This is a genomic window from Alkaliphilus sp. B6464 (assembly GCF_018141165.1).
In the GTDB taxonomy this organism is placed as follows: domain Bacteria; phylum Bacillota; class Clostridia; order Peptostreptococcales; family Natronincolaceae; genus Alkaliphilus_B.
The window spans coordinates 75,344-100,138 of sequence record NZ_CP058558.1 but is presented as its reverse complement, the minus strand read 5'-3'; the positions used below and the strand labels follow the sequence as shown (position 1 = coordinate 100,138).

The following is a 24,795-nucleotide window of genomic DNA, read 5'->3' as shown; positions in this document are numbered from 1 at the left end:
CGATATAATAAAAGTGCCACTGGATTTTATATATTATTTAATATTCTAAAGAGGAGGAGTAGGAGAATGAAGAATAGTTCTTCCATTTGGGTGACAATAAGTAAAAGAGAGCAAGAATTAATAATTATGGCTTTAGACTATACATCTAATACACATTACAAAACAAGTATTAATAAACATAATAAGGATGTTCTATGTATCGACTATATTATTTCTGAACTTTTAAAAGATAAATTTCAAAAAATAGGGAAAGATGAACTCGATTTATATGATGTTGAGATTCACTATACAGAAGTCAATGTTTTGCTATTTGCATTATATTATTTCGCTCCTTATATAAGCAAAGATGCAGATAGTAAAATCTTAACAAATATATTGACTATAATTCTTTGTGAAACAATAGATATCAAGGCTAAAAGCAAAGAATACGTAAAACTTGATAACTTAGATAAACTAAATATATTTATAGAGGAGATAAAAACAAAAATTAATTAATAGACATCTAAGCCTATTTTTAATTAATAAATACATAATTCTTTCTGTATAAAAATAGATGTATTTTATTGTGACGGAGGAATTTACATGAAAATTTTATTAAGTTTTACTAGGATCTTAGAATATAATGAGAATTTAAGTAAGGAAACAAATAGGATTGCACAGACACTAAAAGATAAGTCTGGAATGAAAGTTGATAGTAAGAGTATTTATTTTATACAGGAATGGAATGATTTTTTAGATTCGTTATCTAATCAAATAATTGATGGTTTTGGCAAAACCTGTTATGATTGGGTTTATTCATAGTGGGATAGAGAAAATACACTAAGAGAAAATGATTATGTAAATGGATATCGCTTAATTGTTAATGTTGATAATCCTAGAATATTGGTTTAAAAATTATATTCCTCTAGGAATTCCTATATAGATCTTTGTGTTTTGCAGAAAATAATTGATTTAAAAAAGAGACTTAAAATTAAGTCTCTTTTTATTTTTAGATAAAACATTTAAAAGATGTGTTATGTTAAAAGAAACTGATTAATGGAAATATCAAAAGGGGGCATTTTATGTTTAAAGATACTTTATTAGATAAAACTTGTATTGTTATTCCTCTTACATTAAACGAAAAGGAAACCATTATAAAAGCATTAAAGATAACTTCTAGAAAATATTATACAATAGAATTTATTAAAAATTTTAAAGAAGTATCTTGGGCTGACTACTTTATTAATGAATTGTTATATGAAAAAGTAAAAGTATTTGATAAGCAAGATAATGATTTTTTTAATCTTAAAATACACGCTTTTGAATTGAGTGTATTATTATTTGCTCTAAATTACTATTTAAAAGAAGAAATAATATTAGAAGAAAAAGAAAATTTGGAGAAGATATGCACTATGATACGCATGGAATCTATGGAGTTAATGCAGGAAATGAAAGAATTTTCAACTCTGAAAAATAGTGAAAAAATGAAACTATATTGCTATTATGTATTGGAAATTAAGTAAGGGCAAGGATTGTTATTTCAAACGAAAGACTACCTGAAACACAGGTAGTCTTAGAATTATTTAATATAACCATCTTTCTTTGCACACTCAAATGCTTGATCTAAAGTAATTGCATCTGGAAAATCAACAATTACTGCATCTGCCGAAGGATAATAACCAGTATCACGACTATTTGGCGAAAAATATCCATCCTCATAGGATACAGAGCCTAAATAATGTCCCGCTGCTGATGACATTACAACATTAAAATAAACTCCATTTTCACGCTCTATTTTGATATCTTGAATAGCACTAGCACCTACATTATTCATGTAAAAACCTCCTAAGTTTAGAATATATTTATTTATACAGAAAATACACAACCCCTGTCAAGTTGACTTTATTTCAAATTTTATTTGATTTTATGATTTATGCTTTTATATGATATATGCACAATTACTATAAGGAGGTATTTTTATTATGGCAGATTACAGTAGAGGAGAATTATATATACCACAAAATCTTTATGATAGCGATTTAGTAGTAAGGAACTTAATTAATGAGTATGATTGGTCTGAAAGAGAAACTGATGAAAAAGTAATTACTTTTGTTGATAATGAAGCGTCATATGGTAAGTTTGATTATTTAGAAAGCCAACTTAAAAAACTTGGAATTTCATTTAACAGGAAAAGTGCTAATTGTTCTGATGTTCCTGATCAATTAAGAATGTATAGACCTGCTGAAGAAGGGAAAGAAGAAATAGATAAGGAAATAAGTCTTTCTTATGATAACTATGAACCTTATATCGAAATATCTTACATTAAAAATATTTTAAGAGAAGATATAAATGAAATAGATAAATTAAAGAAAATTCAGGAATTAGTGAATTTTTATGGAGAAGTTGAAAAAAGTTTATATGAATATTAAACACAAGAACAAGGCTTTCTACGGAAGGCCTTGTTCTAAATTTCATTGAAATTATGTATTATACCTGAAGATATCACAGAGGAGACATCGTTAATGAATGATTTAGATACAGATTCATTAGATGCAGTTGAAATCATGCTAAATATATATCTGAGACTTTGCTAATTGCATAAAAATACTTGCAATTAGGGATTACCCTGATTTTTATTTTACTTGAAAGTAGAGATTGAAAATTAATAAGATACTCCCACATTTTAATAGGTTTAAGTATAAAAACATAGGAATCTAAAAAAGGAGAGATATAGATGAATAGGGAGTTACTTATTAAAGAAATTACTTTATTCCATGGTACATGTGAAAAGATAGAAGGTGAACTTAGAGGTGGAGGTTATGACGGAGTTTTTTGGACAGCATATACTTCAGCAGTAGCACAAAACTATATTCCAGAGGCAGGTATTATTTCTTATATTCCAGAAATAGAATATTTTTTAGATAATGCTGTAACTCCAGAAAATACAAATATTGTGATTGCGGAGATGATGGGATATAGGGCAGAAATTCATTCTGTAGATAGCAATAGACCTTCTTCATGGTCTTGGTTCAAAGATAAAGAAAGTTGTTATTTTACTAAAGGAGAATTGAAAGCCTTTATTGAGAAAGATTTAGGATACAAAGCGAAAGATGGAGTTTACCCTATTAAAACCAGTTATATAGAAGGTAAATTAACTGTACTACCTGCTGACTATAAGTTGAAAGGTAGACTTTATATATTGACCGTAAGAAATGAAAAAGAACTTAGAATTTATGATTACGCAAATGGTTCCGAAGGAGATTTGACAGATCCAGAATATAATCATTTAAAAGTATTTAAATGGGCTAAAGAGCAAGGATATGATGGGATTAAAATTAATGATTTTTGTCAAAGTAAAAATTGGGGTAATGTAGGACATCATTCTATTGGACTTTTTCCTATTGGACTTAAGAAAATGAATAAAACATTTATCACCGCTACAAATTTTGATTGGGATGAAAGTTTGCAGATATCAGATACACCAGAATACAGAGAGTTTATTAAAAAGAGTGCTTAAACAAGAGGCAGCCATTGGGCTGTCTTTTATATTTCAATTATTTCAAAGATTTATCAAATCATGTGTTATGTTAGAAATACAAAACAATAGAGGAGGTATAAAGGATGAAAATAAAATTATATAAAGAGCAAGAAGTTAAAGAAATATATGACTTTAAGGGGATAAAAGAGTTCTTACGAACTGATTTAGAAATCACTAGAGACTTAGGTTTTGAAAACCCATTTATCAAAGGATGTCTTCGCAGCGGCAAAACGTCAAAGGTACTAATTCCACTTTACAAGGTGTGGGAAGGCGGAAAATTATATATAAATATCGAAAGAAGATATGAAGATGTAATAGTAGATAGAGACGATATACATGTCTTTGGATTACATGAGGATAAACCAAACTTCTCTGATATAACATCACTTCTTTTAACTGGAAAATCTGTATACTTGAGTCTTTCGGCAGAATCCGCTCAAAAGATGAAACTTGCTTATGAATTATTGAACGACATATTTGCTGATCTACATTCAAAAGTAGGAAAAGTTGATGTTCCTATTCTAATCTGCTGTGACGAACTTCATCACTTGGGAAGGATAGAGAATTTAGTAACAGTTCTTGAAGATAATAATCTGTATGTAGCGTCAACCGTTCAATATACTAGACAGTTAGAATCCAATTATACATCAGAGGAAGTACAAAAAATCAAAAAGTTTATCACTATGTATGATGTAGAAAAACAACCTAAAAACCATCTACAGTAATCGTGGGGTCTCTGCAATAAATCAGAGGCTTAAAATTAAAGAACATATTGAGTTTGAGCGGTTAAAGGATTATGGGTTTGTTATTGAAGAAAATAGAGCAGTTTATACGGATAGTGAACAGGATGGTAGTATTGAAACTGCATAAGCCATCATATTTGAGGATCGAGAAGTGAGAATATATATAGAATTTCCTAATATTATGTCTTGTTGCGACTATATCCATGGGATAGGAGAAGTTGTAGCCAAATTAATATAAGATTGAATTGTTGAACTGGTGAAGGAGGAGAAACGAAAAATGAATGGAAAGGCTTTTACTAGTGTAGTCAACAAATATAAAAAGTGTCCTAATTGCAAAAGTAGTTACAAGGATACTAAGTTAAAGGTTTCTTTAGAGAATGAGATAATTATTATAAGTTGCGAATGTGGTTTTTTGAAAAAGGTTGATGAAAACAATAAAACAATAAAGAAATAAAGTAGTTCATTGATGAAAGAAGGGCTGAAAATGGAAATAGATAAAATCGAATTCGATAGTGGATTTGTTAAGCATAGATTGTCTATAAATAAAGAGGATAATACATTGTATTTAACAAATATTACTCAATCAGGCAGTCCAAGTTCTTCAATAGGACTTGAATTAACAAAAGGAGAATTAAAAAATTATATAGACTTATTGAATATCATGTATAGTCGATTAAGTTAAAGTAATATGTTAAGGACGCTCTACAACAGAGCGTCTTATTTTATTATACCTAAATTTTCAAAACAGAAATGGTGTTATGTTAAAAACACAAAAAATTCAAAGGGATGGTGTTTTTACTCTTATAATGATATTAAAAAACTAATAGGGTGATTGAGAATAAAGTATTGGTAAGTATTCTTGATTTATTTGGAAGTCATTTTGTATTGTATATCAAGTACATATTTATGGATTTAATCAATACTTAGGAGGTACTTCACTTGAGACAGTTTAATGATCACCAAAGAAAAGCGTTTCAACAGTTAAGTAATGCTTTGTTTTTAGTAGAGCAGGAAATGTCAAAAAGTATATTATTGAGGGATTATCAGACTTTGTAAACTTAAATGCAGATGTTGAATCTAATGATATCATTGCAGTTATGAAAAAGGCTTTAAAAGAGAAGAAAAAAGAAATGATGATAAATAAAAATGTGTGTAAGGAGATGGGCGTATGAAAACAAGATTATTACATGGTTTTATTTTAACGGATGAAATTCAAAGGACTTTATATAACTTATGGTTTTTTCAAAAGATCTTAGTGTTTTGTAGACCGGATGAATATGAAGAAAGAGTAGTTAGGGATATAATCAAATTTGATTTTGAGGTACTTGACAAGAAACAGGTTCCTTTCAGAATACAAAATGAATTCTTGGCCCTAGCACAGAAGGGAAGAAGTTTTGATGATTTTATATATTCTTTACAAGTAGCATAATAAGACTAAGACCTTAGTTAATCTAGGGTCTTTTAGTTTTTCTTGATTAATGCATTAAACATTTTATTTGATTTGCAGCAGTAAGACTTGTATAATTTCTCATTATATAATAACTATAGGGGGTATTAATATGAATTTTAAAGTAGGTATTGATGAGGTGGGGGTTTCATCAATTGCGGGTCCAATGGTGGCTGCACTTGTTGTACTTCCAGAAAATCATGGAATAGATAGATTACCAATTGATAGCAAAAACTTATCTGATAATGAAATTATAGAATTAGCAAAACAAATTAAGGAAAAGGCCATGTATTTCAAGATTAAAGAAATTTCTGCTGAAGAAGTAGATAAGCATGGCGTTAGTAAATCTATGAGGAAACTTTGGAATAGGTTAGCAAAGCACATTACAAGAAGTAGACAAAGTAAATTTAAAGTGAACTATATTCCTGAAATAACAATTATATTAGATGGAAATCAAAAGATGGATTGGATTGAAAGAATTCCAAAGGTTACTCATATTACAGAGGTATCTGCTGATGCTAAACATGATTGTGTATCTGCTGCATCTATAATAGCCAAGGATTACTGTGATCAAAAATTGAGAGAAATAGATAGATTATATCCTCAATATAACTTTAAGCAACACAAAGGATATCCTACAACAGAACATATCGTAAAGATAAAAGAAGTTGGTCTTTGTAAGGAGCATAGATTTAAAATAGCAAGTAATGTAGTAAAAGATTTTAAAGAAGAAAATAGAGAGATTCATTTATCAGAAGAACAGGTGAAGGAAAAACTTACAAATATCTATTTATTAGATACACACTATAATAACTTGATTGGAGAATGGGAGAGAAACTTTTGTAAATTACAGTTTTTGACGGCAGTTAAAAATAAAAAAAGCCTATCTCCGAAAGTTCAGTTCATTATTAATGAAATTGAATCAAAGTGTTTTAATAATCTTAAAAAACTTTATAAAAAGAACGCAAATAAAGTCTTAGAGGAACTTAAAATCAGTACTCAAGTTATTCATTATAATAATTCTTTGGATGAAAAAGACAAATTAAATATAATATATAAAAATAAAAAACTATATAATTTAACACCATGGGAAAATAATTTTATTGAGAATAATTATAGTAGATTATATCTTTCTAATTATGAATTCTCCGAAAAGATTAAGTTATATATTACTAAAACTTATGAAAAATATTGCACGACAAAAGCCTCCTAAATATAAAAGGGGGCTTTTATTAAATTTTAAACTATGTGTTATGATAAAGTTGAAAGCAATTAAGATGAATATGTAGTATATTTTAATATTATTATAATGTTTTATTATAATAAGCAGGTATTTGACAAAGGAGGATTAACTATGATTGTTTTAGAAGGAAAGTATAATAAAGCAGCAGTATTTACAGATAATATCGGGAATGAGGCAATAAGTCAAATTATAGAGTTGTGCAATCAGAGGGCGTTTGAAGAAAGTAAAATCAGAATCATGCCTGATTGTCATGCAGGTGCAGGATGTGTGATTGGCTTTACGGCAGATTTAGGTCGTAAAATCGTACCTAATTTAATAGGCGTAGATATTGGATGTGGACTTTTAACTGTTCCTTTAGGCGATATAGAAATTAATTTTGAGGAGATGGATAATTTTATTAGAAACAATATTCCCCATGGTTTTTCTGTAAACAATAAGGCTCAAAAAATGTCTCAAGAAGTAGAGCAAAGAATAGAGGAAATTGCTAAATTGACCAATTCTGATCTTAATAGGCATATTCTAAGTTTGGGTTCATTGGGCGGGGGCAACCATTTTTGTGAATGTGGTGTTGATTCGCAAGGAATAAAGTATCTAGTAATTCATTCTGGTAGCAGAAATTTTGGATTGCAGATAGCAAAATATTATCAGGACAAGGCTATTGAACATTGTCAAAGTCAGATTAATGCTATAACTCATGAAATGAATCGTAATCTAGGATTATTAAAACAACAGGGTAGAGTTGCGGAAATTCAATCGACCAAAGAAGAATATCAAAAGATAATGGAAGTTTATAAAGTACCAAAAAACTTATCTTTTTTAGAGGGAGAATTAGCAGAACAATATAAGAGAGATATGGAGTTCGCACAAAAATTCGCAGTTGAAAATAGAATCTCCATGGCAAAGAGAATTGTGGAGTTTTTAGGATTAGATTTTGATGAATTAGAAAGTTTTACTACAATTCATAATTATATTAGTTATGAAGATAATCTTATCAGAAAAGGGGCTATATCCGCTAAAAAAGGTGAGAAAGTGCTTATTCCGATTAATATGAGGGACGGTTCTATTCTTGCAGTTGGGAAAGGTAATGAAGAGTGGAATTATTCAGCACCTCATGGAGCAGGGAGATTGTATTCAAGAGGTCATAGTAAAGAATTATTCAGCCTAGAAGAATATCAAGAAACCATGAAAGGAATCTATTCTACTTCTGTTAATCAATCAACTATTGACGAGGCACCTATGGCATATAAACCTATTGACGAAATTATAGAGAATACGAAGGAAACAATTGATATTATAGATATCATTAGACCTTTATATAATTTCAAAGCATAAAAAAAGTCTTGGGACACCCCAAGGCTTTTTTAAATGTATTCTAAATGATTTTCATTTGATTCATTGCTGTATAGTATAGTGTAAACATTGAGCATAACTTCCATATCATCATGTCCACCATATTTTTTAAATGTTTCTAGTATTAATTCAATCTTATCTCTTTTATATCCCATAGCCTGTAAACATTGCTCTGATAAAGCAAAAGGATCTTCGGTGATTTTATTAAAATTTTTTGAGGATAGTTCAGCCAATTTAGTAAAAAACATTCTCCATGCCAATTCAGACAAAATTTTAAAATCCTTATCTTCAATTCTATCATTAAAAGCATAATTATCTTCAGGAATGTGGAATGTTTTTTGTCCATTATTAAACCGTCTATTGATTTCTGCCTTCATAATTCTTCTTTCTTTAGCCTGTATTTGCTCTGTTTTAATTCTCTCTCTTATCTCTCTTTTTCTTGCCTTAGAAGCCTTCTTAGCCTTACTCATACCCATAGGATTAACCTCCCTAGTATCTATGTCATATCATTGTTTTATATTTTATTACGATAATAACATTTTATACAGATGCTATCAAATTATTTTAATAGAATAAGAGTTCTGAATTGCTATCTTAAAAACGTGTGTTATGTTAAAAAAACAAAACATTTCATACATAGGAGGTACTCGAACAATGGGTAACGCTAGGAAAAAACTAATGGAAAAGATTAAACATAATGAATCTATAGTTCAAGAAGATAGTGAAATGAGTTTTTTTCTTGATTTCATAGATAATGAGGCGAAAAAGGAAAAGTCAGTTATGGATCCTTTTACTTATGCTAAAAACTTGAGGCTTAATTTAGATGAAATGACCCCTAAAGAAGTTCAGAGCATACTTGATTTTAAGAGTGAACAGAATAAAAGATTATTCTACACAGGATGCAAAACTAAACTTTTAAATTTACTTTTAAACAAGAAAAACTTTGAACATAAAAAAATACAATTAGAATTAACTTTATTGGAAAGTCTAAAGACTTTTAAAGTAAAGAAAGAAGACCTTGAGAATATTTTATTAAAATCATGCACCATTGAAAATACGGAAGAAAGATTTAACTTTATAAAAAAAGAGTTAGTTTTATATTTTATATATAGTTTAAATAGCAATGAAGAAAAAGTTATATCTGAATCTGCGTTGAAAGATTTAAGATCCTTTTATAAATTGGAATTAGATAGAGCATTTAAAATATTACAGTTTATGTATAATGTGAGAGAACTTCAGCCTACGACTTTTGAATCAGGGGAGCAGGGATATATAATAGAACCGTATCCTAAAAAAATCAAACGTGCTAGAAAAAAACTCAAAAAATCAGAGGAAAAGATGAAAACTATTTGTATAGATGACAAATTGCTTATACAAAATTAAAAATTGTTCTTTAGAAAAACTTGATTTATTGATATATATATGTATAAAATTGAGATAACATAAAACCTAATCTAGGAGGGGTACTTATGAAAGGATATTTTGCATCACATTTTTTCAATGCTGCTATGTTTCAATGGACAGAAGAAATAGCGACACTGATCGAAAAAGAAACAGGTCTCGAACTTTATGTCCCTCAAAGAAATAAAGACATTAATGATAAAAAGAATAATGATGCTGAAATTACTGATATTAAGATTGCTGATGCTGATCTTGAAAGGCTAAAAGAATCAAATGTACTAATATGCTGTATAGATGGACAAAGTATGGATGAAGGAGTAATGGGGGAAGTAGGCTATTTTGCAGCATTAATGGATATGCAAAAAGATAAACCTAGAACCATAATCGCTATATATACAGATATGAGACAGTTTGGAACAGGTGATAACCATCTATATAGAAATCTATTTATTACTGGAGTTATTAGAAAGCGTGGATCAATTGTAGGAGGGGAACCTGATAAAGAAGATTATAAGGTTACTCTTATAAAAGAAATTAAGGACTTTATGATAAAGTATAATTAAAGTCATAATGAAAAGGGGATGTGTATCTCCTTTTTTTATGCAAAAAAAGAATCAGTGGTGAACTTAAAAAGGAATAAAAAATGATACTCCTATTGTTCAATAATCCTCTTGAATCAGCATTCTTTCTAGTAACTATGCTAAAATATGTGCTAAGTTATATGATATCATTAAGATAAATTTGATTCTAATAGTTGATTATATGTATTATAGGAAAATAAAATATGGAATTAATTATAAAGAAAGGGTAGTTTAGTAATGAAGAAATTAAAGAACTTTATAAAAGCATTTTGTATATTAATATTTATTGGAGTGCTTACATTTATTAATGATGAATTTATAAGAGTTTACGTCTATCAATATAATAACCAATTACGGTTGGTAGATCACTTTCTAGCAAGTATTTCAATTCCGATAATTGTATATTTAATTGGAGTACAGTTTCACAAAAGTTGTATTTTTTATTTTTCTTGGTGTACTTTTTGGGAATTGCACCAATTTATAAGTAGAGGATATTTCCAATATGATCAATATATGATTGATATATTTGGATTAATGATACTTATATACTTATATAAGATTAAAATAATTGAGAAAATAAAATCGTAATGAATACAATGCGATTTTATTTTCATTTTATATGCTATTTTCAGGTTTTATACCTTAAACTGAAACCGTTGATACTATAGAGAACATTCAGAGGAATACTAAGTCTTATTTTTGTAAAATACTTGACAGTATTGTTAAATATTCGTTATAGATAATAAGGGTGCTTAGATAGAGTATTGGTAAATTTTTAAAAAGAGGTGATGACCATGGATGGCAAGTACAGAAAAGATATTCACAAGGGACAACATGTTAATATTGTGTTGAAAAAAGATCAGTCAACAGGAATACTTACTTATGGGGTTGTAGAAGAAATATTAACAAATAGAGCATACCACCCAAGAGGAATAAAAGTAAAATTAAAAGATAATAAGGGAGTAGGTAGAGTTCAGTGGATTCCTGAAATTAAACAATAGAATAACCTCCAATTGATTAGAGGTTGTTTTTATATCTTAAATAAGATTATCGTAAATGATAACATATGACATTAAAAGAAATCACTATTAAAGAGATATATTATAGAGGTAATTAATATAACTAGGTTATGAAATAAACTTTAAATAGGTATATAGTCTAAAATATAATAAGTTACAAGTATTTAAAGAATTAATAAAATGAGGTGATTAAACCAATGAGTATAGAAATTCTACCAAAGAACATTCATCCGTCATGGCATAAGTTTTTGTCTGATGATATCTTAAATGAATTAAGAAATATAGAAAGTCAAATAGGAAGCAACTATAATCCTCCAACTAACCTAGTGCTTAGATTTTTAGAAAATGACTTATATAATATCAAAATAGTAATTCTAGGCATGGATCCATACCCCCAATTTGGAGTGGCCATTGGCCGTTGTTTTCAAGTAGGTGGACATACCTCATGGAACCAACCTTTCAATAAATCATTACAAAATATAATTAAACTCATTCATAAGTCGTATTCTGATATTATAGATTACGGAGATATCAAGTCATTGGGAGAAATAAGAAAGGAAATTCAATCGGATGACTTTGATATCTTATCACCTGATACAATGTTTGATAGTTGGGAAAATCAAGGTGTATTGCTTCTTAATGCTTATCTTACTGTAGAGATAGGAAAACCGGGATCCCATAGTGACATTTGGGATACATTCTCTAAAAAACTAATTAGATTTATTGATGCTGAAAGACCAGATGCAAAATGGTTTTTATGGGGAAATGACGCACAAGAAATAGGGACAATAGTAATAAATGGAGTGAAATATAAAGACAGGCACCCTTCAAGGGTTAGTGAGAAGTATGATAAAGATTTTCTTAAATCAAATTGTTTTAAGGAAACTATGAATATTATTAATTGGCTTGGCGAGTAGGGAAACCTACTTGTTTTTTTGTGTTATGTTAAAAGAAAAAGATTGGAGTGAATTATGTCATGAAAAAATACAATTCAAGAAAAGGAAGTATAGAAATTATTTTTGTTCTTTTTGTCTTTGCTGCCTTATTTTTCGTATTAATAAGTCAGAATGTAGAAAGTAAGCAAAATGCATTAACGGCAGACTTAATTATCTCTAGATATGCTGAAAGTATCAATAAAGATGGATATTTATCTTTTGAAAAAAAAGCAAGTCTTATTTATGAACTAAAGCAACTAGGTTATAACAATGTAGAAGTCTTAGCACCCGACAAAAAAACAGAAAGTAAAAGCACCGTTCTTCAAGTTACAATGCAAAAAGAAAATTTAAGAGGTGGAATAGTAGAGCAAAAGAATTTCATAAAGGAAATAGATTTGAACTAGACAATTATATAACAATCTAATATTTAAGGAGTATATACCCCTTTTTTTAATATGTTATGTTAAAAGAAAGAGAGGTGTTTTATATGTCAAAAAAGATAGGTCGTAATGACAATTGTCCTTGTATGTCAAATAAGAAATATAAAAAATGTTGTATAGGTAAGAATGAAAAAGAGATACTTGAGCAAATTAAAATTAATATACATGAAATATTAAAAAAGGAATCAGAAAAAAGAATTGATGAGGAAGATAATGGCAAAGAATTTTATTTAATGTCAGAACTTAAAAGAAAGCAAATTGAATTAAATTATAATATTTTCTTTAATGGTTTTGGAAAATATGTGATGAATGTAATGGTTCGGTCTATGAAGGAGGCCAAATTATACAAGAAGAAGATTAATGGCAGCATTATTCCTGATGAAGCAATTTTTTATAGATTAGAGGATTTAGATACATCTGAACCATCTGTTAAGTATGTATTTGTAGATTTTTATAAAATGATGGAAGTGCTTGATATCGAACTAACAGATGAAGATATTAAAAGAGATATGTATGGTCTATAATAACTTCTAATATTCAATATGAGAAGAAAATTAAATTCTAAGATTTTTTTATAATAAATATAATTGATAAACTCAGCGACAAATTTTAGTTGTCGCTTCTTTAGTAATAAAATATGAGAGATTATGTCTTGAATTTAAATCATTAAAGTTTATATAATACCTCTACATATCAGATAGGTATTTAATTTATATACATTGGAGGTATTTTGAATGGGAAAATTTATTGAAAAAAAGAGAATTAAGGCCTCAAAAAGAGGAATTACATTTTCTTTTAAGAATAAAACAAATGCTAATAAGTCTAAGACTAAGTTTGATATAGGCGAGCATTATATAGTGGATCTAAAAAACAATAAGATGGTTATTCTTCCATCTAATGGACAAGGATTAAAGGTTTCAAGAAAGAAAACTAAAACTGATGAAAAACCACTTTTTGATATTAGAAATAATGAGGCTTTATCTGCATTTAAGGATGCTGATTATTTAGAGGTTTCTATTTATGAAGATAAAATTTTAGTTGAAGGTTATATCGAAGAAAATACAAATACATTATCTAATACTATTAAAAAAATTAAAAATAAAATATTAGGTAAAAAAGTAATTGATATTACTAAATTATTAAATGTAAAGAAAACCGCCAGTATGGTGTTTAGTAGAAACGAATTAAAAATGGTAGCAGGTGACGAATCTTTTCAAATCTCTATGGATGATATATTAGGAAGTATTAATACTAATATAGCAGAGTCCATACCTACTACAGACAATTATATCTCATATACTAATAAGTATACAAAGCAAAATGCTAAGGTATTAGACTTTACAAAGTCACTTAAAAACATAGAGTACCCTTTACAAATTGTAAGTCTCTTTTCAGGTGCAGGATTGCTCGATTATGCTTTTGTTAAGGAAGGTTTTGAGATAGTTTTTGCTATTGATAATGATGAAGATGCTTGTAGAACATACAGAGAAAATTTAGGAGATCATATTGTATGTGATGATATATGTTCATATCCTAAGATAGATGTGCCAGATACAAAAATTATTATTGGCGGACCATCTTGTAAACCATTTACTAAAGAAAGATTTAATTATGGAAAAGAGAGAGGGAAGATAGAGGATCATAAAGATAGTCAACTCATTCTTGAATATGTTAAGTGGGTTAAATCAAAATATGCTGATTACGATATATTTGTAATGGAAAATGTGCCTGACTTATTAACTGCTTCAGAAGGTGCTTATCTTAAATTAATAAAAGAAGAACTTTCTGATTTTGAAATATCTCATGGTATCGTAACTGATGTAGAGCAAGGAGGATATCAAAATAGAAAGAGAGCATTTATTATTGGAAGTAAGATAGGTAGGGTGAACATTCCTGAGCCTTTAGTTTCACAAGATAGATGGAAAACTATGGGCGATGTTCTTGCTAAAGTGGATGATAATTGGCCAAATCAAAACGATGTAAGCATTGCTAGAGAAGATACACTTGAGAGAATGAAATATGTTCCTCAAGGTGAAAATTGGGAGTCTATTCCTGAATATTTAAGAACTAAGGCAAGACATTCTAATTCATATAGAAGATTAGCAATGAATCAACCTTGTATTACATTAGTTAATTATAGAAAACCAGTTATCATTCACCCATTAGAAGATAGAATCTTAACGGTTAGTGAGGCTGCTGCTGCTTCAGGTCTTGATAAGAACTTTGTATTTAAGGGTAAGTTAAGTAGTATGCAACAACAAGTGGGTAATGGTGTTCCAATCGCATTAGGTAGAAGTATTGCTAGGGCTGTTAAAGAAACTATTATTAAATATGTTCAATCAAAAAACAATATTGCTTTAGCAACTATATAGAAAAATCCCCTTATAAGGGGATTTTATTATTTATTTTCTTAATTAGTCCTAAAACATTTAAAGGTTTTGCAATCGTATCCATCTAGTACATCTACTCATATTTATTAACATTATAAACTCCATCTCCTGCGAATTCAAGGTTCCCTTTATTGTTAATTCTTCTCTAAATATCTCTGTAATTATCTTTACAATATGTACAAAAGCAAATCACTCCTTTTAAAGTTCAAATGACAGTGATGAAATTGGGTTATTGAGTTTACCAGTGTACATATGAATTAGTTTTTCAGAACGAATAAAGTCAACCGATGTTATTAATTCACTAGGTTTATCAAACAATTCTATCCCACTATTATTTAAAAGTTGGGAAACAAATTGGGAACAAAAATAGCAATTTTCTCTATTTAAAGGTTTATTGATGATTACTCCAAATAGTCCGATAAAGTTATATTTATACTTACTGCTTTCTTTTTTGAATTCACATAAACTTAGAACTAGTTTGTCGTATTCTTCATAAGTAATATCTAAAGCATATATAGAACAAATAGTATTAGGGAAGTAGGCATAAACACCATTCTCTATATCTTCTTTAACAAAACCTGCTGAAAATGGATTTAGGGGATTTTGACGGCCAAAAGAATACAATTCATTAAAATCTCTGTCTAATGAAATAGAGACATGAGGATATTCTATTTTAGTGGCATATTTAATTAATTGACTAAGCCATGTGCCAGTGTATGAAAGCAAAAAATACACTGTTTTTTGCTTTTTATTATCCATATGTTTTCCCCCTCTTGTATTTATCACATAAGTATTAAATTATATATGAACGAAGAATAAATTTCAAGCAATAAGTCTAATAAAAATACTTGAAATAAAGCAGAAAAAACATGCATTGTTGTTAGCATGATCATCATAATTTAATAACTAATATCATTGAATTAATTAGAAGCAAAGGTTATTTTGAAATGTCCGGTACAATCGTTGGTGTTTCTAATGAATTACTTGATGAAGTGTTATAGTGAAACAAAAAATAGGTCTTGACATGTCAAGACTTTAATTTTTATAGTCAATGAGACCTATTTTCACAAAAATATATATTTAATGTAGAAAAGAAAAAGATAATTAGGTATATTATATTAGTAAGTATATGAATTTATAAGTTTTATGAAATTTATTAAAAATATTAAAAGGCGAATTAATGTTAAAGATGAACGTTTGAAAAAATATTGAAATAGTTATAGTAATAATTTTTGATAATATTAGCCTTATGCATGATAGAAATAATATTCATAAATAACAAGACTCCTTGGTTTATAGAAATATAAATTCATTACATAGGACTATATCAAACAGGAGGTTAGAAATATGTCAGTAGCAAAAAAAGAGAATTGGAGTAATCATGAAAATAAATTTTTAATTGAATATGTAAATCAAAATCAAAAAGGAAAAAATAAAATTCATTTATTAAAAGAGGTTTCTGATAAATTAAACAAGAATGTAAAAGATGTTACTAATCAGTATTTTAGCATCTCAAAAAGCAATAGTGAATCAGATAATTTATTAAAACTTAAAACTGATGATATTAAAGATAAAAGTAAATTTACACAACTTATTGCTGAATTACAAAGCCTCCAGTAAACTATTCAATATCGAATAGTTTATTTTTATTTATTGTGAGTATTTTTCTTATCTGAACTTGAAAGTTACACTCCCAAAGATTAAAATTATTTAAAACTTTAATGAGGAATAGTTAAACAATTTTACATAGAATTTCGCAAATATTTTACTTATAATTAAAAGTAAAAGACTAGTGATTATAATTAGTAGTCTTGTGATTATGCAATATATTAGATAAATTTGATTCTGATAGAATTATCAATATAATTGTAAATATATTAGATAGAGGAGGAATAATCATGAATAAATATATTATGAAATTACCTCAACTTAATTTACTTACCCCTGATGTGAATACTACATTTAAAAAATTAGTAGAAGAAATATCGGAATGTAATGAGGCCTTTGAAACATTAAGTAAGTTTGAGGAAAAATATAATATTAATTGGCTTTTACTAAGTGATGATGAACTAAATCGCATAAGAAGTGACTATAAGAAATTAATTAATGAATTCTTATTTGAAATTATGGATATAGCACAAGTTTGTGTATCTCAATTATTCGTATTTGAAACTAATGGAATGGATACAAAGTCAGTATTTGATGATTATATCGAAGAAGATGACGAAATTATCTTTGAATACAAAAACAACTGTAAATATTTCCATCTCCCAAGAAGGACCAAGGATACATCAATTTCAGAAACAATGAACTCTATTATAAAGTCCATGGGAATTATCGCTAAATTGAGCAAATTTACAGGTGAAAATGGAGAAAAACCAATAATGGATATTAATGCATCAAATTATAAATATGTTTATGAACTATATAACATTATTCAATATTGTTTCGATTTAATTTATATTATGAATGAAAAATATAATATTGATATAAAGATGTTATTTGATGGACATGTAAATAAATTAATTAAAAAAGGTTATGTAAAATTAGATTAAGAATGTAAGAGATGGTGACTTTGAACACTATCTTTTACATTTTTTTGTTGATTTTAGGAGTGTTTTAAATCATAGTACTTGATATTTATTAAAATCTTGAACTATTCTTTCTTAATTAGCAATTAGGAAAGGATGCGATGTCAATGATGATAGGTGGCAAAAGTAAATTAGAATTTAATCAATTAATGGATAGGAAACAAAAAGGTGTTGATTCTATTGAAGTATATACTGATATTAAAACTTTTATGGTTCCAACAAATTCTAATGATGGCTTAAAACTTCTAAATGAACTTGACATGACGGCCTATGCAGTACATGCTCCAATGAGAAATGAAGAAAATTGGCATATAAGTGTAGGAAATTTAACTTCGAATGAAAGAGCAAGAAATCTAAACATTATCAAGCAATCAATTGAAATGGCTCATCATGTTTGTAAAGTTGATAATCCAATTGTAATAATTCATGCAGGTGGACATTATGAACTTGAATTATATAGTAAGTTTGATTTGATAAATAGAAGAACTAAAGAGATTGATATGTTGAAAAAAGATTTACAGTATCTAAATAATTATATTATATCAAAATATCCTTCTGTTATATTAGGTATTGAAAACCATTGCATTTTTACTTATGAAAATGGAAAAGTGTATGGATTTAACTATGGCAAAGATTTTGATTTGCCAGAAGTAATTAGAAGTCTAAAATTATCTAATATAAAAGCAGTATTAGATATTTGCCATGCACAATCAGTATGTAATTATGACAAACTTGATGTCACTAAGAAGAATAGAAAGATTGAAGATTTCATTAGAGCATATTCAGACACTCTTTGTTTAATTCATTTGGCTAATGTAAAAGATTTCGGTGAAATTGAAGAAAAGCATGGAACCCCTTTTCATGAAACTCCAAATGATATTGATAGATTAAAGAAAGTTATAAAAACATTAGAAGAAACAGGGTATAAAGGCAGAATTACGCTTGAAATTTTGGAAAAGGACCATACTAATGCATTGAACTTAAAAACTACAATCAATACTATAAAGAATATCGGTTATGAAAAATATATTTATTAGCAGCCTCTTTAAAAGGGGCTGCTTTATATTTTACTTGCAATATGAGTAGATGTTTGCCCAGAATATTGCAGTTATCTATATTTGGATTTTAACTAAAAGATGATGTTTATATAAGGAGGATATATAGTTATGTTAGGAGATTATTCAATTTGTAACGTATGTTCATATGAAGGATTGGTAGAGGTAGGATCTAAAATATGTCCTATTTGTCGTGAGGCAAGTTTAGAATATACAGGGATATCACATCCTACAGTTTTAATAGATAAAGTAGATAATAGAGAGTTTAGCAAAAGATATCTGCAAAAATCAGATAATGAGAAATTGATTATATGGGAAAGACTTTCTTATTTAGAGAGAAGAAGTCTTGAGAATGAAATTGAGAACATTATAAATGAGATAAAACATGCCTAAGTACGCATTAGGTACATAGTATAAAGTTTTGAGGTGTTATGAACTGGCATACTTTTGAACTTAATTTCATGTGTTATGTTAAAAAAAGTAATTAATGATTTTCATAATGTTATAATATTGACCGTTTGATCTAAAAGAGAGATGAACAGAAAAGGAATATTAATAAACAAGCGAGGAAGTATGTGCATGAATAATATTTTATTAACATGTGGATTTTGTGGTTACGAATCTACAGCAGATGAATTTGATTTAGATAAATTTGGACAAGGGTTTTGGTGCAATGATTGTGATGGCTATACCTACTATAGTGATATAGATAATGTGAAGCACAAGTTTTTATTAATTTTAGAAGATAAATCTACTGAAAACAGCATTTATTTTAAAGCCCCTATCCCATTGAATAAAAGACTCTCTCCATTAAGATATCCGGGTGGTAAGAGCAAGTTAATAGAGTATTTATATTCTAAATTGCAGAAAACAAATATAGATACTTTTGGTGAGGCATTTTGTGGAGGATCAAGTGTAGGCTTGTCTTTGCTTGAAGCAGGTGTTATAAAAAATTTGATATTAAATGATTTAGATTATGGTGTATTTTCTTTATTTTCAATAATAAAAGAAAATCCAGATATGCTAATTGATAAAATTAAAAACTACGAACCTACTCATAAAGATTTCTTTAAATCAAGAGAAATTATAACAAATAATTATAGTAATTGTGATCTGTTCGAGGCAGCATGGGCCTTATTAGTAGTAAATAGATTAGCCTATTCTGGCATATATAAGGCTAATCCGTTAGGTGGTAGAAATGGCAGCAAAAAAGACTTGTTATCAAGATGGAGTCCGAATACTATATGTAAAAGAATTGAAAAAATTAACCTTATGAAAGACAGGATTACTGTTTTGAATATGGATGCTTGTGAACTAATTGAAGAAATGTATTGGAATCCTTTTACTACAATATTCATAGATCCTCCATATTATGTTAAAGGCAAAGACTTATATTACTGTTATTTTAATGAAGAACAGCATGTTAAACTTAATACTTTGTTAGATAGTCTATACAAAGGATGTCCGGGAGCGGATATACTTTTAACATATGACAATGCTAAATTTATTGAAGATCTATATTTATATCCTGAAATAGAAAAAATCAATAGAGTATATACAATTTAAAACAGTACCATTTGGTACTGTTTTTGTGAGAATTTATAAAGTCCAATTTTTACTTGAGTTTTGTAGTAAAACCTATATATCATATATAAAACTTTAATGGATTGAATAATTATCAAAAGGTATTTATATGCTTGATAAATTGGAGGAGTGATTATTAATGTCTCAAAAATTTATTAAATTTGAAACAAGAGATGATGATGTAAAAATGATAACAGATGCCTTAAAATATATCCCTATTGCAAGGGAAGATATATGGGGATATCTCTGCTATTTAAGAAATGAAATAGCAGAACAACAAGAGATTAAAAAAAGTTGGGGAGTTTCTGATCCTAAAGAAGCAGACGCATTTACACTGATTAATAAATCTCCGAAATTATATTTTGACGCAGAAACATTAATATGGTTGTACCAATCATATATTACAGAATTATTGAGAGAAATAGAAAACTATAAACACTGTTATGGAGATACTGAGAGTAAAGAAAAAACAAAATAAGATCTAAAGAATCAAATTACAAAAATTATTGATAACTATTAAGTCACAATGAAAAAATTAAAGTACAATAAAAGGGAATATGGATCATGAATAAAACAAAACAGTTTTATATAACTTTGAGAGATTTAATTTATGGAAAGGTTAACTTGAGATTAGATAATATTAAGGAAATAAGAGAGGCTGTTGACGAATTTAAGACTACTCAAGTAATCTTAAAAAGGATTCCTACAGATGTTGATGACAGACTTATAACTTACATTATTGGTGAAAAATATATAGACCTTAAAATTCAGGAAATTGAAAGCAAGAGTTTAGAATTTACACCTAGACAACTAGAGGATCATATCTTCAGGAAGATTCATGAGATTGGATTATATACACTTATCCATTCTGCACCAGAGTTGATTGCTACAAAGATTGTCAATGATTATAGAGACAAGATACAGAGAGCAGTAGCATAATCATAAGCCTATCTTATGATAGGCTATTAGTTTAGTTTTGTTTAATTTGTTAAATAAAGATATTATTGTACTATGTGAAGATTAGACCATATAAGGAGGGCGACCTTTTGAAAAGTTTATCATCTTTAAAAAAGGGTGAATTGTTCAATGTTTTGGCTGAAATTTTAAATCACCATAAAGATTTAAAACGTACTGTAGAAGAAGGTAAGTGGTATGTTGATGATTCAGAATTTGGACTATATGTAAAGGCGGTATTGGAAAACCATAGACTTATAGAACCCGAGACTATAAATGATTAAATCGTCTAAAATACCAGTTTTACTTTAGTTTTAGATTGGAGTTATATTATTGCACCGTTAGTTAGAATGTATGTATATAAAATAGCCTATCATATGATAGGCTTATTTTATGTGTTATGTTTAAAATAAAGAAAAGGAGAAATATTATGTTTGAAAAACTTAAACTTAATGAGAAAAATTTAATTTTCAAGTTGTTAAATTGATAATAGGATTAAGTCTCTGAATAATATCGCTTATTTAAAAATAATTTCTTTTTTATATATGAAAATAAATTTTAGATTTAATCTTTTATTAATTAGTAAAAACTTGATTGTCGTATAAATATATGAATAATGTAATAGAGATAATGTTTTGTTTATACAATTGGGGGTGTGATAAATGAAAAAGATAGTTGATACACTAAATGAACTAAAAATAATAGTAGAAAATATTAATCCAGAGAAAGAAATAGATTATATTTCAATATTTAAATTGTTTAATAAGTTGGGGACGTATATTAATGCAGAGGAATTGTCCTATTATGAAAAAAGGATATTTTTATTTAAAATAGTATATATCTTTGTAGATAAATATACGGAAGATGTATTGTCGTTAATAGTAGAACCGTATGATATTAATAGAATTAAATGTTTTAGAAAATCCGTCAAAAATTATTGTATAGATAATGTAAATTTTGACAAAGGAAACTTCAGAGATAATATAGATGGCTTCATTACATCACAGAGGATAACATATGAATTTCTAGTTATGGAACTGAATAGTATTATTAAATATTTTGAAAATAAACAATTCTAAAACTCACATAGAATATCTATGTGAGTTTTAGTTTCAAAAACAATTATTATTAAAAAGTTTATTATATTAGCAGCCATGATCTTTTTGAAAAATTTCACCACTAATTCGATTCCATAATTCTTTATTATATTTATCTTCTGAGCACTCTTTACTTAGTATATTACAGGCCTTAGTAATTGCATTAATTTCAAAATCATGAGGAAATTCCTCGTCTTTATTTGTATAGGCAAAAACTAAATCTGCTATTACATTTATTAAGTCTTCTCTATTCACATATATCATCTCTTTTCTATTCAATTTAACGCTGATATTTTAAACAGTGGGATTGATAATAAAGTCCTTTTAATTATCAATGCCTAACTGTTTAAAACTATATTCTACGTCATTTCTTCAGAGTGTGCTATTTAATCATATGAGATCACTCGGTTTATCATAAAGCAGGAGGTTTAAAACCTTTTCCCTGAATTTCAGATATGTCCATGACAGATATAAAAGCATTATCATCTATTTGGGTAATAATTCCTTTTACCTGTGCTAACTGCTTGGTGTTAATTACACAATAAATAATTTTTTTCTTTTTTCCGGTATATGCACCTTCTCCATCTAGGAAAGTAACCCCTCTTTTGATGCTTTGTAGCAAATATGAGGAAATTTCTTTTTCTTTATCAGTTATAACAAATAACATTTTCTTATTATCAAATCCAATCAAAATTTTGTCCATAACTTTAGATGAAATAAACATTGATATTAAAGTGTAAACAGATAAAGTTGGATTTACAATAAATCCTCCAATTAATACAATAACTAGATTTATTATAAAAGAAAGAGTTGATATTTTGATCTCATATTTTTTCTTTAGAATTACAGACACGATATCCATTCCCCCGGTAGATCCTCTGTTGCTAAATACTATACCTGAACCTATTCCTGATAATAGCCCACCGTAAATTGTAGATGCTAAAAGATCAGGAATAAATTTAAGGGTCGAAAGGGGATTGGTTAACAAGATAAATAGCGACAAAGAGATCATTCCAACTAAACTGATAACAATAAAATCTTTATCTATCTGTTTTATGCCTAATAAAAATATCGGGATATTTAACAGCAGTAGTATAATACCGGAATTAACGTTTGTTATATATTGGACTATTAATGAAATACCACTTACTCCACCTGATAATAATCCATATGGTACCAAAAACAAATTAATGCTTATCGCCATTAATAAAGAACCTAATATAACACAAAAATATCTTAATAGTATATGTTTGAATGGTTTTAACTTCACAATATCACCTCCATATCTAAAATTTAATTTTTAATATATATAAGAAATCGAGTTAAAAAATCAAATATATTACTTTAGTTAGTAATTTGATTTTATTCCTTCCTATTTAAGATAACACAATTTCTTTGATTTAAGGAAGTAAATATAGTTGACTTTAGTAAATTAACTCCTAGATAGAACTTCTAAAAAACAACTTGAACCTATATAAATATTGACAATATACTATGTCTAATTAGATAAAAGGTTATAATTAGTTTTAGTTAGGAAACATGTATTTCAAAAATATTTATTATAAAATAAAAGGAGAGTTTATCTTGAATAAAAGGCTGATTAAAAAGATGTTAAAAAAGAAAGAGCAATTTAATGGCTTTGTATATGCTGATGGCAATAATGGTGGAGACTTTATTAAAATAGAGAACATGAAAAACGGAACGATAAGTCTAAAGTCTGGAAGTTGTTGTATTACGAGTATTGATGCCATTGTTCCAGTCGAATTTCTAACTGCAATACTGTCAGATAAAATGCTGGAGCATAATGGGGATATTAATTCTATTATAGATTCTTTTGGATGGAGCAAAGAATATAAAGATAATTTAAAGTCTAAAGTTCAAACATTTTAAGAAGTAAACATAATAATGAATTTAAAATAAGATTTTTTAGATAGTAATATTATACAAGTAGATATTGATGATATTCAGCATATCATAGATTAATTAAAGATAAGAATTATTAAATATTACACAAGGAATCTGTGTGGTATTTATGTTTTTAAAACTATAAGAAGAGAGGAGGAGATATTAATAAATAAGATTATATATAGACTTAAATTTATTATATTATTTAAAAGATAGTTGTTTACATAATATTATTATAGTAAAGAAATGTTCGTGAAAATAAAATTATACGAACATTTGTTCGAAAGGTATAAATAATATATGAAAGGACCTTGATTTCAAAAAAATTGATTAATTTGTTTATATTTACAAAAAATACTTAAAGTTTGCAATTCGGATTTAATAATGTTTTTAAATAATAAATAGTTAATATATATAAATGATTTTAAGTTTACAGTGTTAATACAAAATGTTGAAATGAAAAATCAAGTCCATATAGGTCAATTTTTTTATAGAAATCGAAAAAATGACCTTATAATTTGCCTTTTAAGCCCCTAAAAAAAC

Annotated in this window: 34 protein-coding genes; 29 read left to right on the top strand and 5 right to left on the bottom strand. The window is 27.7% G+C overall.

Going from position 1 to position 24,795, the window contains the following annotated elements; translation table 11 throughout:
• Positions 1-66: 66 nt before the first annotated feature.
• The 3 genes from HYG84_RS18230 to HYG84_RS18220 all read left to right on the top strand — a co-directional run bounded on the left by HYG84_RS18230 (position 67) and on the right by HYG84_RS18220 (position 1,502).
• The gene (locus tag HYG84_RS18230) at positions 67-495 is read left to right on the top strand and encodes a hypothetical protein (protein WP_212383070.1); all 429 of its coding nucleotides are present in this window, start codon (positions 67-69) and stop codon (positions 493-495) included.
• Positions 496-582: 87 nt separating this feature from the next.
• Entirely contained in the window at positions 583-801 is a 219-nt protein-coding gene (locus HYG84_RS18225; RefSeq protein ID WP_212383069.1) for a hypothetical protein, read from the top strand.
• A gap of 260 nt (positions 802-1,061) precedes the next feature.
• Complete coding sequence (locus HYG84_RS18220; protein WP_212383067.1) at positions 1,062-1,502, top strand: hypothetical protein; 441 nt, start codon at positions 1,062-1,064, stop codon at positions 1,500-1,502.
• A 56-nt stretch (positions 1,503-1,558) separates the two neighbouring features.
• Here the strand turns inward: HYG84_RS18220 and HYG84_RS18215 are convergent, their stop codons facing one another.
• A complete protein-coding gene (locus HYG84_RS18215) occupies positions 1,559-1,813 on the bottom strand; it encodes a hypothetical protein (protein WP_212383065.1) in 255 nt (84 codons plus the stop codon).
• Positions 1,814-1,961: 148 nt separating this feature from the next.
• Here HYG84_RS18215 and HYG84_RS18210 point away from each other — a divergent pair, with 148 nt between their 5' ends.
• The 8 genes from HYG84_RS18210 to HYG84_RS18175 all read left to right on the top strand — a co-directional run bounded on the left by HYG84_RS18210 (position 1,962) and on the right by HYG84_RS18175 (position 8,282).
• Positions 1,962-2,408, top strand: coding sequence for a hypothetical protein (locus tag HYG84_RS18210; RefSeq protein ID WP_212383063.1), 447 nt, complete (start codon positions 1,962-1,964; stop codon positions 2,406-2,408).
• A 305-nt stretch (positions 2,409-2,713) separates the two neighbouring features.
• Complete coding sequence (locus HYG84_RS18205; RefSeq protein WP_212383061.1) at positions 2,714-3,496, top strand: hypothetical protein; 783 nt, start codon at positions 2,714-2,716, stop codon at positions 3,494-3,496.
• Positions 3,497-3,600: 104 nt separating this feature from the next.
• Positions 3,601-4,242 (top strand): hypothetical protein, encoded by a 642-nt coding sequence (locus tag HYG84_RS18200; RefSeq protein WP_212383059.1) that lies wholly within the window; start codon positions 3,601-3,603, stop codon positions 4,240-4,242.
• A 295-nt stretch (positions 4,243-4,537) separates the two neighbouring features.
• Positions 4,538-4,714: a hypothetical protein gene (locus HYG84_RS18195; RefSeq protein ID WP_212383057.1), complete on the top strand. Its 177-nt coding sequence runs from the start codon at positions 4,538-4,540 to the stop codon at positions 4,712-4,714.
• A 30-nt stretch (positions 4,715-4,744) separates the two neighbouring features.
• A complete protein-coding gene (locus tag HYG84_RS18190; protein ID WP_212383055.1) occupies positions 4,745-4,942 on the top strand; it encodes a hypothetical protein in 198 nt (65 codons plus the stop codon).
• 486 nt (positions 4,943-5,428) lie between these two features.
• On the top strand, positions 5,429-5,689 hold the full coding sequence (locus HYG84_RS18185) for a hypothetical protein (RefSeq protein WP_212383053.1): 261 nt from the start codon (positions 5,429-5,431) through the stop codon (positions 5,687-5,689).
• A 130-nt stretch (positions 5,690-5,819) separates the two neighbouring features.
• Positions 5,820-6,920, top strand: coding sequence for a ribonuclease HII (locus HYG84_RS18180; protein WP_212383051.1), 1,101 nt, complete (start codon positions 5,820-5,822; stop codon positions 6,918-6,920).
• A gap of 141 nt (positions 6,921-7,061) precedes the next feature.
• Positions 7,062-8,282: an RtcB family protein gene (locus HYG84_RS18175; RefSeq protein WP_212383049.1), complete on the top strand. Its 1,221-nt coding sequence runs from the start codon at positions 7,062-7,064 to the stop codon at positions 8,280-8,282.
• 29 nt (positions 8,283-8,311) lie between these two features.
• Here HYG84_RS18175 and HYG84_RS18170 read toward each other — a convergent pair whose 3' ends face one another.
• A complete protein-coding gene (locus HYG84_RS18170; protein WP_212383047.1) occupies positions 8,312-8,776 on the bottom strand; it encodes a DUF2695 domain-containing protein in 465 nt (154 codons plus the stop codon).
• 178 nt (positions 8,777-8,954) lie between these two features.
• Here HYG84_RS18170 and HYG84_RS18165 point away from each other — a divergent pair, with 178 nt between their 5' ends.
• From HYG84_RS18165 to HYG84_RS18130, 8 genes are all read left to right on the top strand, one after another.
• Positions 8,955-9,683, top strand: coding sequence for a hypothetical protein (locus HYG84_RS18165; RefSeq protein WP_212383046.1), 729 nt, complete (start codon positions 8,955-8,957; stop codon positions 9,681-9,683).
• Between the two features lie 86 nt (positions 9,684-9,769).
• Entirely contained in the window at positions 9,770-10,264 is a 495-nt protein-coding gene (locus tag HYG84_RS18160; RefSeq protein WP_212383044.1) for a nucleoside 2-deoxyribosyltransferase, read from the top strand.
• 255 nt (positions 10,265-10,519) lie between these two features.
• A complete protein-coding gene (locus HYG84_RS18155) occupies positions 10,520-10,870 on the top strand; it encodes a hypothetical protein (RefSeq protein WP_212383042.1) in 351 nt (116 codons plus the stop codon).
• A gap of 206 nt (positions 10,871-11,076) precedes the next feature.
• On the top strand, positions 11,077-11,283 hold the full coding sequence (locus HYG84_RS18150) for a YwbE family protein (RefSeq protein ID WP_212383040.1): 207 nt from the start codon (positions 11,077-11,079) through the stop codon (positions 11,281-11,283).
• A 215-nt stretch (positions 11,284-11,498) separates the two neighbouring features.
• Complete coding sequence (locus tag HYG84_RS18145; protein ID WP_212383038.1) at positions 11,499-12,218, top strand: uracil-DNA glycosylase; 720 nt, start codon at positions 11,499-11,501, stop codon at positions 12,216-12,218.
• A 59-nt stretch (positions 12,219-12,277) separates the two neighbouring features.
• Positions 12,278-12,640, top strand: a complete 363-nt coding sequence (locus HYG84_RS18140; RefSeq protein WP_212383036.1) for a hypothetical protein — start codon at positions 12,278-12,280, stop codon at positions 12,638-12,640.
• A gap of 83 nt (positions 12,641-12,723) precedes the next feature.
• Positions 12,724-13,200 carry a YecA family protein gene (locus HYG84_RS18135; RefSeq protein ID WP_212383034.1) on the top strand — a complete coding sequence of 159 codons (477 nt, stop codon included), beginning with the start codon at positions 12,724-12,726 and terminating at the stop codon, positions 13,198-13,200.
• Between the two features lie 210 nt (positions 13,201-13,410).
• Entirely contained in the window at positions 13,411-15,048 is a 1,638-nt protein-coding gene (locus tag HYG84_RS18130; protein WP_212383032.1) for a DNA cytosine methyltransferase, read from the top strand.
• A gap of 216 nt (positions 15,049-15,264) precedes the next feature.
• Here the strand turns inward: HYG84_RS18130 and HYG84_RS18125 are convergent, their stop codons facing one another.
• On the bottom strand, positions 15,265-15,825 hold the full coding sequence (locus tag HYG84_RS18125; RefSeq protein ID WP_212383030.1) for a hypothetical protein: 561 nt from the start codon (positions 15,823-15,825) through the stop codon (positions 15,265-15,267).
• 588 nt (positions 15,826-16,413) lie between these two features.
• Here HYG84_RS18125 and HYG84_RS18120 point away from each other — a divergent pair.
• From HYG84_RS18120 to HYG84_RS18080, 9 genes are all read left to right on the top strand, one after another.
• Positions 16,414-16,686: an Elf4 domain-containing protein gene (locus HYG84_RS18120; RefSeq protein WP_212383028.1), complete on the top strand. Its 273-nt coding sequence runs from the start codon at positions 16,414-16,416 to the stop codon at positions 16,684-16,686.
• A gap of 278 nt (positions 16,687-16,964) precedes the next feature.
• Positions 16,965-17,621: a hypothetical protein gene (locus tag HYG84_RS18115; RefSeq protein WP_212383026.1), complete on the top strand. Its 657-nt coding sequence runs from the start codon at positions 16,965-16,967 to the stop codon at positions 17,619-17,621.
• A 137-nt stretch (positions 17,622-17,758) separates the two neighbouring features.
• Positions 17,759-18,694 (top strand): TIM barrel protein, encoded by a 936-nt coding sequence (locus HYG84_RS18110; RefSeq protein WP_212383024.1) that lies wholly within the window; start codon positions 17,759-17,761, stop codon positions 18,692-18,694.
• Between the two features lie 129 nt (positions 18,695-18,823).
• Positions 18,824-19,105, top strand: coding sequence for a hypothetical protein (locus tag HYG84_RS18105; protein WP_212383022.1), 282 nt, complete (start codon positions 18,824-18,826; stop codon positions 19,103-19,105).
• 186 nt (positions 19,106-19,291) lie between these two features.
• A complete protein-coding gene (locus tag HYG84_RS18100) occupies positions 19,292-20,278 on the top strand; it encodes a DNA adenine methylase (RefSeq protein WP_212383020.1) in 987 nt (328 codons plus the stop codon).
• Positions 20,279-20,435: 157 nt separating this feature from the next.
• Positions 20,436-20,774 (top strand): hypothetical protein, encoded by a 339-nt coding sequence (locus HYG84_RS18095; protein WP_212383018.1) that lies wholly within the window; start codon positions 20,436-20,438, stop codon positions 20,772-20,774.
• A 116-nt stretch (positions 20,775-20,890) separates the two neighbouring features.
• Positions 20,891-21,235 carry a hypothetical protein gene (locus tag HYG84_RS18090; protein WP_212383016.1) on the top strand — a complete coding sequence of 115 codons (345 nt, stop codon included), beginning with the start codon at positions 20,891-20,893 and terminating at the stop codon, positions 21,233-21,235.
• 107 nt (positions 21,236-21,342) lie between these two features.
• Positions 21,343-21,534, top strand: coding sequence for a hypothetical protein (locus HYG84_RS18085; RefSeq protein WP_212383014.1), 192 nt, complete (start codon positions 21,343-21,345; stop codon positions 21,532-21,534).
• Between the two features lie 378 nt (positions 21,535-21,912).
• Positions 21,913-22,329: a hypothetical protein gene (locus tag HYG84_RS18080; RefSeq protein ID WP_212383012.1), complete on the top strand. Its 417-nt coding sequence runs from the start codon at positions 21,913-21,915 to the stop codon at positions 22,327-22,329.
• Between the two features lie 66 nt (positions 22,330-22,395).
• Here the strand turns inward: HYG84_RS18080 and HYG84_RS18075 are convergent, their stop codons facing one another.
• Entirely contained in the window at positions 22,396-22,602 is a 207-nt protein-coding gene (locus HYG84_RS18075; protein WP_212383010.1) for a hypothetical protein, read from the bottom strand.
• A gap of 157 nt (positions 22,603-22,759) precedes the next feature.
• On the bottom strand, positions 22,760-23,617 hold the full coding sequence (locus HYG84_RS18070; protein WP_249168776.1) for a YitT family protein: 858 nt from the start codon (positions 23,615-23,617) through the stop codon (positions 22,760-22,762).
• A 314-nt stretch (positions 23,618-23,931) separates the two neighbouring features.
• Between HYG84_RS18070 and HYG84_RS18065 the strand changes: the two genes are divergently transcribed.
• Positions 23,932-24,237, top strand: a complete 306-nt coding sequence (locus HYG84_RS18065; protein WP_212383008.1) for a hypothetical protein — start codon at positions 23,932-23,934, stop codon at positions 24,235-24,237.
• Positions 24,238-24,795: the final 558 nt, after the last annotated feature.